11 protein-coding genes are annotated in these 9,434 nt (G+C 69.9%); 3 read left to right on the plus strand and 8 right to left on the minus strand.

What is annotated here, in order from left to right; translation table 11 throughout:
* Window positions 1-231 precede the first annotated feature (231 nt).
* A complete protein-coding gene (locus AC1DXK_RS04080) occupies window positions 232-639 on the plus strand; it encodes a hypothetical protein (protein ID WP_457108051.1) in 408 nt (135 codons plus the stop codon).
* 59 nt (window positions 640-698) lie between these two features.
* Here AC1DXK_RS04080 and AC1DXK_RS04085 read toward each other — a convergent pair whose 3' ends face one another.
* The 3 genes from AC1DXK_RS04085 to AC1DXK_RS04095 all read right to left on the minus strand — a co-directional run bounded on the left by AC1DXK_RS04085 (window position 699) and on the right by AC1DXK_RS04095 (window position 1,905).
* Window positions 699-1,133, minus strand: coding sequence for a PRC-barrel domain-containing protein (locus tag AC1DXK_RS04085; protein ID WP_457108042.1), 435 nt, complete (start codon window positions 1,131-1,133; stop codon window positions 699-701).
* A 114-nt stretch (window positions 1,134-1,247) separates the two neighbouring features.
* A complete protein-coding gene (locus AC1DXK_RS04090; protein ID WP_457108052.1) occupies window positions 1,248-1,733 on the minus strand; it encodes a DUF2721 domain-containing protein in 486 nt (161 codons plus the stop codon).
* A 49-nt stretch (window positions 1,734-1,782) separates the two neighbouring features.
* A complete protein-coding gene (locus AC1DXK_RS04095; protein ID WP_457108043.1) occupies window positions 1,783-1,905 on the minus strand; it encodes a hypothetical protein in 123 nt (40 codons plus the stop codon).
* A 243-nt stretch (window positions 1,906-2,148) separates the two neighbouring features.
* Here AC1DXK_RS04095 and AC1DXK_RS04100 point away from each other — a divergent pair, with 243 nt between their 5' ends.
* The gene (locus AC1DXK_RS04100) at window positions 2,149-2,511 is read left to right on the plus strand and encodes an SWIB/MDM2 domain-containing protein (protein ID WP_457108044.1); all 363 of its coding nucleotides are present in this window, start codon (window positions 2,149-2,151) and stop codon (window positions 2,509-2,511) included.
* A gap of 251 nt (window positions 2,512-2,762) precedes the next feature.
* Here the strand turns inward: AC1DXK_RS04100 and AC1DXK_RS04105 are convergent, their stop codons facing one another.
* From AC1DXK_RS04105 to AC1DXK_RS04125, 5 genes are all read right to left on the minus strand, one after another.
* Complete coding sequence (locus AC1DXK_RS04105) at window positions 2,763-3,560, minus strand: SDR family NAD(P)-dependent oxidoreductase (protein WP_477296969.1); 798 nt, start codon at window positions 3,558-3,560, stop codon at window positions 2,763-2,765.
* Between the two features lie 171 nt (window positions 3,561-3,731).
* Window positions 3,732-5,135 carry an MFS transporter gene (locus AC1DXK_RS04110; RefSeq protein WP_457108046.1) on the minus strand — a complete coding sequence of 468 codons (1,404 nt, stop codon included), beginning with the start codon at window positions 5,133-5,135 and terminating at the stop codon, window positions 3,732-3,734.
* Between the two features lie 195 nt (window positions 5,136-5,330).
* Window positions 5,331-6,677, minus strand: coding sequence for an ATP-binding response regulator (locus tag AC1DXK_RS04115; RefSeq protein ID WP_457108047.1), 1,347 nt, complete (start codon window positions 6,675-6,677; stop codon window positions 5,331-5,333).
* The gene (locus AC1DXK_RS04120) at window positions 6,674-7,873 is read right to left on the minus strand and encodes an FIST signal transduction protein (protein WP_457108048.1); all 1,200 of its coding nucleotides are present in this window, start codon (window positions 7,871-7,873) and stop codon (window positions 6,674-6,676) included. The genes AC1DXK_RS04115 and AC1DXK_RS04120 overlap by 4 nt, the downstream gene beginning before the upstream one ends.
* 165 nt (window positions 7,874-8,038) lie before the next feature.
* Window positions 8,039-8,605 carry a c-type cytochrome, methanol metabolism-related gene (locus tag AC1DXK_RS04125; RefSeq protein WP_457108049.1) on the minus strand — a complete coding sequence of 189 codons (567 nt, stop codon included), beginning with the start codon at window positions 8,603-8,605 and terminating at the stop codon, window positions 8,039-8,041.
* A gap of 250 nt (window positions 8,606-8,855) precedes the next feature.
* Between AC1DXK_RS04125 and AC1DXK_RS04130 the strand changes: the two genes are divergently transcribed.
* Window positions 8,856-9,434: transglutaminase-like cysteine peptidase (locus AC1DXK_RS04130; RefSeq protein WP_477296972.1), on the plus strand; the 579-nt coding region annotated here is incomplete at its 3' end.

The following is a 9,434-nucleotide window of genomic DNA, read 5'->3' on the forward strand; positions in this document are numbered from 1 at the left end:
CCGGCCTGCGGATGGCGTCGTGCCGCAGGACCTGGGCGAAGTTATGGACCGCGGCGTCCCGACAGCAAGCCTCGATCCGCGCTTAGGTCAGTCGGCGCGCGCGGGGCTTCGCGACCATCCCCCGTGCAGCCGTGGGGATGTCTGGTTTTCGCCGCATCGCCAGCGTAGACAACCGCGCAGAAGCCCATGCGAGCCGCGGATGGCACCGCGGCCACGATCGAGGACCTCACGATGTCGACCCTCACCACGTCGAGAAGCGCCGCAGCGCGCGGCCTCGCGCTCGCCGCCGCCCTGGCCGGCCTCGTGGCCGGGTGTCAGGCGCTGGGCGGCGGCGGAGGCGTCATGCCGGCGACGGAGGTCGGGCTGCCGCCTTCGCTGCGCGGGTCCATGCCGAACCGCGAGCCGCGCAACGCCACGGTCGATGCCGACGGGCAGCCGCTCCAGACCGCGCCGACCCGGCAACTGGCGATCCCCAAGAGCGCCGGCGGCGCGACGCGGACCGCCGACAGCGGCGAGCGCCGGATCCGGCGCGAAGACCTCGATGGTGGAAACGCGGCCGTCGGCGGCAGCGGCGGCAGCGGGTCGATGGGTCCGATGCTCTCCCCCGGCGGCAGCGTCGGTCTCGGCGGGAAATTCTGAGCCGCCGAGCGTCGCGCTTCGATCCATCGCACCTCGATCCCGCGCGCGGTGGCGCCCGCTCAGGCGGTGGGCTCGTGCTGGGCGTAGAAGGCCTCGATCCGATCGCGGTAGGACGTGTCTGCGAACCCGTCCTCCGCGGCCCCGTGGCTCGGCGCCCCGGCCAACACGCCCGGGTCGATGTCGACCACGTAGCCGCCCAGTTCCGTGCTGTAAGTGAGCGCCTTCCAGGGCAGCGGATGGTGGGTCTCGCCCAGTCCGAGAAAGCCCCCGAAGGCGAGCACGGCGTAGGCGACCTGCCCTGAGACTTTGTCCACCATGAAATTGTGGACGGCCCCGAGATGACGACCGGTCCGGTCGTATACGGCTGTTCCCTCGACCTTGTTGGACGCGATCAGCCGGGGGGTCTCGTCGATGGCGACCCCTTCGCCGGCGGGATCGAGTTCGAGTGTGCCGGGCTTCCTGAGGGCGCGTTCGTTGGGCAGGTCCGTCGGCATGGTCGTTTCCCGTGTGCGGGCGGATCGGGCTCCCATGGCGGGGCCTCAGCTGACTAAGCGCGCCGGCCTGGACCGGTTCCGCCCTCGAATACGGCCTGGGGCGGTATCGATCGATCAGGGATCGGACGGCATGCCGGCGCTCGCCCGCCGCTGATTGATCCGGTCGCGGACCGAGCGGCTGGCCAGAAGCATCTCGAACCCGAAGGCCACGAGGGCGCACAGCGTGCACAGGATCGCCGTGCCGAACAGGCCGAACAGCAGCGTCGCCACCGTGTTGTCGCGCAGGGCGCCCACGAACAGGGTCAACACCGCGCCGCAGGTTGCGACGCCGCCGAGGGCGGCCAGGAACACCGCGGCATCCAGCGCGAGGGAGCGCCGGTGTAGCCGGTCCAGGCGCCGGCCGAGGAGGAGGCGCTCTGCGTCGCCCGCGCCGGCCAGCAAGCCGGAGACATGGTCGGCCTGATCCGCCACCCGGGCGAGCCGGGCACCGAAGACGTTGAGCAGGGTCGCGATGCCCGAGAGCAGGAAGACGGGACTGAGCGCGACCTGGACGACGTGGGCGGTGCTCTCCAGGCTCGTGAGGGTGATCGGGTCGGTCATGCCGCCGGGCTGATGCACCCGGCGGATCGGCATCGCAATCCCGGCACGCTCAGACCAGACCGCGGCCCTGAGCGAAGTCGGACGCAGCCGGCTCGGCTCGGACCACGAGGCCGAGGGCCGTGATCAGGCCGGTGGCGAGCAGGAGTGCGAGCGTGAGGGCCGGAGCGAACATGCCCGTACTTCAGGCGCAGGATTGTTAAGAGTAGGTTTCGCGCGCAGCATCGGGGTGAATAAACTTTGCGGCGCCGTCGATCGGGCGATCCAACAGGGGATTGCGGCGTGTGGGTTGTGGATGAGGGGGCTGCAAAGGCAATTTCCCCTTGGAACGGCGGCAGCACCGCTTAGTTGCTGCTATGCTGGCTCGGCCGTGGGGCGATCATGCCCCGGCCTGCGGCCCGAGAACCGGAGGAAGTTTATGGCCACAAAGACCGAGAAGGCTGCGCCGAAGGCGGCCGCCAAGACCACCAAGACCGCGGAGAAGGCTGCTCCCGCCAAGGCGACGAAGCCTGCCGCCACCAAGGCGGCCGGCACGAAGCCGAACGCCCTGCAGCAGCCGCTGAAGCCGTCGGCCGAACTCGGCGCCATCGTCGGGACCAGCCCGCTGCCGCGCGGTGAGGTGGTCAGCAAGGTTTGGGAATACATCAAGAAGCACAATCTTCAGAATCCGGAGAACAAGCGCGAAATCGTTGCCGACGACAAGCTCAAGAAGGTCTTCGGCAAGGACAAGTGCTCGATGTTCGAGATGAACAAGCATCTCGCTGCCCACCTGAAGGCCTGATTGCATCCTAGAGCCAAGCCCGGTGTCTCATCCGGGCGGTCGGCTCTAGGAGCTTTCGTGCTTCGCCTGTCGGAACGGACCAGCGGCCGGTGCGCCGTTGTGTGCCGCGGGCGAGTGCCCGGAATCCAGACCTGTCGGCGCGACCGGATGCGGTGAAGTCCGCGTTCCCCGGACGCCCCGGCAGGTCCGGATTTCGGGCTTGTCTGCGCGACCGCCAGCGGATCCGTCCGGACCCGTCCCCGGCCCTCGATCTACGCGAGACCCTGCAGGACGCCGCCGTCAACCCGGAGGGCGGCGCCGGTGGTGGCGCTCGCGGCCGGGCTGCAGAGATAGGCGACGAGGTTCGCGACCTCCTCCACCCGCGCGAGGCGCTGGATCAGCGAGGAGGGGCGATGCTCCGCAACGAACGTGCGGCCCATGGCCTCCAGGTCGGCATCGGCCGTCCCGCCGGCCATCTGCTTCATGAACTCCGCTACGCCTTCGGAGAGAGTCGGACCAGGCAGGACGCTGTTCACGGTCACGCCGCTGCCGGCCACCGTCTGGGCGAGCCCGCGGGAGATCGCGAGCTGCGCGGTCTTGGTCATCCCATAATGGACCATCTCGGTCGGCGTGTTGATGCCGGACTCGCTGGAGATGAAGATCACCCGGCCCCAGCCCCGCTCCGCCATGCCGGATGTATAGGCCCGGGACAGGCGCACGCCGCTCATCACGTTGACGTCGAAGAAGCGCTGCCAGTCCGCATCCGGAATTTCGAAGAACGGCTTGGGCTCGAAGATGCCGGTGTTGTTGACCAGGATGTCCACCGCCGGCAGGGCTCGGAGCAGGGCTGAGACGCCGTCCGCGGTGGCCACGTCGCCCGGCGCCGCGAAGGCGCGGCCGGCCTTCGCGGCGCCCCGCAGCTGGCCGAGCGCGGCCTCGACCCGCTCGGGCGTGCGGCCGTTGATGCCGACCTCGGCGCCGAGGTCGCAAAGTTCCTTGGCGATGGCGAAGCCGATGCCGGCGGTCGAGCCGGTGACGAGGGCTTTCCGGCCTGTGAGATCGAGATCCATGGGGTTGCTCCAGCTGGTGATCTGCTGCGTCAACGCAAACCGGCGCGACGGGTGGCATGCGAGCGCCGTCTCAGGCGCGCTCCGCCGGAGTGGACATCGGTGCGGCGCAAGGGAGCGTGCTGCAACAAAGGCTTCGAGCCGTACCCGATCGCAGCGCGATCGAGCGCGGCTCTATCCCGTCCGACTCCGCCGCAGGACGCTGGCGCAGCCGCCGATCACCGCGAGGGCCACCGCGCAGGACAGTGACAGGGTCACGGCCCGTTCGGCGCCGAGTCCGTGGGTCAGACCGAAGATCACCGCCACGAGGGCGGCGCCGAGGGACTGCCCGGTGAGCCGTGCCGTCGACTGCATCCCGCTGGCCCCGCCGGCGCGCTCGCGCGGTGCCGAGGTGACGATCACCTTGTTGTTGGGCGATTGGAACAGGCCGAAGCCCAGGCCGCAAAGGGTCAGGCGCCAGACGACGTCGACGGTCGTGGGCGCCGCGGGCAGGAGCGTCACGCAGACGAGGCCGGCGGCCATCATCGCCAGACCGATCCCGCCCAGGATCCCGGGGGGATAGCGGTCGGCGAGGCGGCCCGAGACCGGCGCCATCGCCGCCACCGCGATCGGCCAGGGAGTCAGGAGGAAGCCGGTCTGCGTGCTGGAGAGGTGCAGCACGTCCTGAAAGTAGAAGGGCAGTGCGACGTAGGACACCATCTGGGCGCAGAACGACGCCACGGAGGTCGCCATCGACAGAGCGAAAGCCGGGATCCGCAGCAGATCCACCGGCAGGAGCGGCGCGGTCAACCGGATCTGGCGCCGCACGAACACCGCGCCGATCACCAGGGCACCGACGAGTTCGGCGATCGCGATGGTCCGACCCTCCGGATCGCCCAACCCGTCGATGCCGATGATCAGAAGGCCGAAGGTCAGGGCGTTCAGCACCGCGCTCACGATGTCGAAGGGTCGGCCGCTCGCCGGCGTCACCGGCAGGGTGCGGGAGGCCACCGCGAGCGCCAGCAGGCCCACCGGGACGTTGACGAGGAACAGCCAGGGCCAGGTCGCCACCGAGAGGATCGCCGCCGCGACGGTCGGACCCGCCGCGGAGGCCACGGCCACGACCAGCGCGACGTTGGCGACCCCCTGGCCGATCATCCGGTGCGGGTAAATGAAGCGGACGAAGCCGATGTTGACGCTCATGATCGCCGCGGCGCCCAGTCCCTGGACGATGCGCGCCGCGATGAGCAGCGGCAGGCTCGGCGCCACCGCGCAGGCGAGGGAGGCGACGACGAAGACCGCCAGGCCCGGCAGGTAGACCTTCCGGAAACCGAAGATGTCTCCGAGCGCCGCGAAGGGCAGGAGGCTTGCCGTCACGGCGATCTGGTAGGCGTTGACCACGAAGATCGCGTCGGCGGGCCTGACGGCGAGGTCCTTGGCCATGACGGGCAGCGCCACGTTGACGATCGCCCCGTCGAGGACCGCCATGGTCATGGCCAGCGCGATCGCCGCCATCGCCAGGACGCGTTCGCGCGGCGGCAGTCCATCCGGGGGACTGCCCGACGCGACGGTTGCCGGACCGGTCGGGACCTGCGCCATTCTCGCGCGCGCTCCTGCGGCGTCCGGAGGCTCCGTGACGTCGATGGCTGGAACGTCCGGGCGCGGGCGCGCCGGGACTGCCGATCCCTGTCGCGCAGGCCACGCGGTCCGTCGAGGGGCGCGGTGTGTCCTATGTCACGGCGCGGGCGCGTCTGTTCGCCCCCGCTGAGGCGGCCCCGGAGCCCGCGGGTCCGCTCACGCCAGCATGTAGGTGAGCAGCGAGCGGAGCTGCGCAGGCTTGATCGGCTTGCGCACGAGTTCAGCCCCGGCGGCCGCGACCCGTTCTTCGACCGCGTCGGAATGGTCGGCCGTGGTGACGATCACCGGGAGCGGATCCGCCCGCAACGCCCGGAGGTAGGCGGCCACGTCGAGGCCGCAGGCCCCGTCGTCGAGATGGTAGTCGAGGACCAGGATGTCCGGCGGCGCGGCCCCGGCCTCGACGGAGGCCCGCACCCCGGCGAGATCGCGGAACGTCGAGACCCGGGCATCCCAGTTCTGGAGAAGGCGCGCGAGAGCGTCGGCCGTGGACACGTCGTTCTCCACGACGAGGACATGCGCGCCCGAGAGCCGGGTCGCCACCGGCGCCGGCGGTGCGATGGCGGCCGGGATCGCGCTCACGGGTAGCGTCAGGGCGACCCGGGTCCCATGGCCGACCCGGGACCGCAGCCTGAGGGGATGGTCGAGGGCCACGGCCATGCGCCGGACGATCGACAGGCCGAGGCCGAGGCCTGGCTCCTCGCCGCTGCCGGTCCGCGCGCCGCCGCGGAAGAACTCGTCGAAGACGAGGTCGCATTCCTCCGCGGCGATCCCGCAGCCGGTATCGGTCACCTCGACCCGCACGTTGCCGGACCGCCGCCGGGCCGCCAGGACGATCCCGCCGGTGCTCGTGTACCGGACGGCGTTGGAGACGAGGTTCTGGAGGATGCGCTGGAGGAGCACCACGTCGCTGGCGACGGTGACGTCCGGGCAACGCACCGACAGGCGCAGCCCCTTGCGCTCCGCGAAGGGTTTGAAGCTCTCCGCCAGTTCCGCCAGCAATTCGGGCAGGAAGACCGGCTGGATCTGCGGCCGGACGATGCCGGCGTCGAGCTTGGAGATGTCGAGCAGCGTCTTGATCAGGTCCTCGATGGTCTGCAGGCCCCGCTCCACCTGACCCGCGATGGCGCGCGCCTCCGGCGGCACGTCGAGGTCGGCGAGGGCCGAGATCGACAGGCGGGCGGCGTTGACCGGCTGCAGCAGATCGTGGCTCGCCGCAGCCAGGAAGCGGGTCTTGGAGCGGTTGGCGGTCTCAGCCTCCTCTTTAGCGGCGGCCAGCGCCTCGTTGGAGCGCTCCAGCCGGTGCATCAGCCCGGTCAGCTCTTCCGTGCGTGTGCGGACCCGGCCCTCCAGCATGATCGCGGTCTGGAACAGCGAGTAGGCGCTGCCCCGCTGGTCCATGGTGCGCTCGACATGGGACATCAGCGCGGCGTTGATGCGCTCGAGCTTCTCGATCCGCCGATGCAGGGACGCGTCGGTTTCGAGCCCTTTCGGATGCAGGGTCACGGCGCGACCGGGACTTGGGCTTTAGCCGGCTCTGCCGTGCCATGTCCCTTGCCGATGGCGATGCCCGTGAAGGTCTGGTTCAAGTGCATCGCCCGGTACTGCTCGCCGAAGGTCTCGAAGCCGACGACGTTGTAGCGCCGGTAGAGGTCGGCGATGCCGTGGCGGACCTGCCGGCTCTCGGCGTCCAAGCGGCGCAGCACGCACTCGAATCCGATGATGAGATCGACTCCGCCGAGCACCGCGTCGAGGCGCGCCAGCTCGGCCCGGGTCGAGGCGACGATGTCGCGGGGCTCGGCGAGCGTGAGAACCACGCCCTCGTCCACCGCGCAGAAGAAGCTGAGGGAGCCATCCTCGTTCATCCGCCGGATCGACCGGCAGAAATACTCGCCGCCGACTTTCACGGCGAGCGGATAGGCGGCGAAGCTCATCGGCGACAGGCCCTCGGGATCGAGGCCGATCGCCATGGCGTATTCCCGGGCCGCCGGTTCGGCGTTGAGTTCGTGCACGGTCCGGCGCTCGCCATCCGAGGCGGTCACCACGAACTTGGTCCGGGTCGGTTCGAAATTGTCGCTCTTGAAGATCTCCACCGAGAAGTCGGTCTCGACGAGGACAAGGACCGCCGCCCGGCGGTGGATCTTTCCCCCGTGGAGCAGCACAGCGTCCCGGAAGCGCAGGTCGTCGCCCGCCGAACCGCCGACGATCGGGATGCCGTCGAGCGCCCAGGCGATCGCCGAGACGACGGTCTCCTCGGCGTTGGTGAGCCCGTCGATCAGGGACAGGGCGAAGCGGTGGCCGGCGCCAGCCTCGACGTCACGGCACGGGTCCACCGGGTCGAGGGTGCGCCGGAGCGCCCGGACCGCGGAGGCCGTCCGCTCCACGTCGAGGTGGTCGATGGCATCGATGACCGTCGAAACGATCCGGAAGCGCTCGGCCGGAAACGCGATGGCGACGAGGCCGCGGTCGATGTCGCCGGCCGGCGCGATGCCGCCCGACATGGAGCAGCCGGCGACCGGAACGCCGGGAAACCGGGTCTCCAGGGCGCTGGCGAGGATCTCGGCGTCGTAATCCGCGGAGAAGAACACGACGATCTGGGACAGGTGCGCGTCACCGACGGCCCGTGCGATCTCCGCGACCGCATCGGCGGCCTCGGACGCATCGGTCCAGGCCGTCCAGATGCCGCAGAGATGGCGGCGCACTCCCGATCCTTGAGCCACGTTCCATCCCCTGCGACCCCCTCGGCAAGCTTGGTGCTCGCTCTTCAGCGTCTTGTGCAGAGTATGTCGTGTGCAATCGAACGGTGCAACGGGGCGTCATGGCCTCCGGTCCGGGCCGGGCACGAGCCCGCGCCGGAGGCACGGCCGTCACTTCATGCAGGCGTCCTCGGCCTTCTCGAAGGCTGCGGGCTTCGGTTCGTGCTCGGGCGGCCGGTTGCGGCCGAGCGCCCCGTCCGAGCGGGCGCGCAGGTAGGTGTAGATGTCCGGCATGTAGCACATGACGTTCCGGTTCTCCCCGAAGGCCGGCATGACCAGCTCCTGCGAGGCGTTCACGTCCTTCTTGCCGCCGACGATGATCCCCGCGAAATGCGCGTAGTCCATGCCCTTCAGGGCATCGACGAGGGATGGGGCGTAGGTCGAGCCCATGCCGTCCGGCCCGTGGCAGACGATGCAGTTCGCGTTGTATCGCAGGTAGCCGGACATCGTGTACCAGTCGACCTTCTTGCCGTCGTCCGTGATGCGGTAGGTCGGATCGCCGTTCTTGTCGGTGTATTGACCGTCCTGGACCTTGGCCGGTTGCGTCGGACCTTCGCTCTTCAGATCCGCGGCGGCCGGGCTGGCCGGACTGGCTGCCGAGGCCGGAAGCATCCCGAGAGTCCCTGCTACGAGGCCGGTCAGGATGATCCCGGCGACCCAATCTGCTGCGCACCGCATGCGACTTCCTCCTGCCGCCCACAGGGTTCTTCTCGGTGGCGCGGCTCGGGGATATCGACGGATCACGGCAGAGAACACGTCGGTGCGCATTCACGTTTCTGCGCTCTGGCGGCGCGCTTCGCGACGGGGCGGCGATCCCACGCTTATCCGCATTGCACACAGCATTAACCTTTTGTTAATCCGCGGATTGCCGCCGGCCCTCCGGCGTGAGAGCTTTCGTTAACGAGAGCTTAACGGTTGGGTCCCAGCGATGCGGTTCGCGGTTTCCATGATGCAGGGACTGGTCGATGGCCCCGCATCGCGTCGGCTCTCCCGGGTCCGCCGTGCGGCCGTCGCCGCCCTCGCGGTCCTCGGCTTCTCGGGCCTCGCCGCGACGGCGCAGGCGCAGACACTGGCGAGCCTTCCGAGCGACGTTGGGGCGCGGGTTCAGGGGGACGCCAAGCCGATCGCGGCGTGGGTGACGTTCTGCCAGGGCTACGCGGCCGAGTGCGCGGTGGACCGGAGCGAGCCGGCGCGGATCAGCCTGACGCCGTCGACCTGGGCGACGATCGTGGCGGTGAACCGCCGGGTCAACAAGGCGGTCGAGCCGATGACCGATCAGGACCACCTGCACGTGGCCGACCGCTGGGACCTGGCCGAGGATGGGATCGGCGACTGCGAGGATTTCCAGCTGCTCAAGCGCCACCTTCTGGTCGAGGCCGGGCTGCCGCGGCGGGCGATGCGGATGACCGTGGTGATCGACGAGAAGGGCGAGGGCCACGCGGTGCTGACCCTGATCACCGACCGGGGCGACCTCGTGCTCGACAACAAGACCAACGCGATCCTGGCC

This window comes from Methylobacterium sp. P3_A11, from assembly GCF_056403155.1.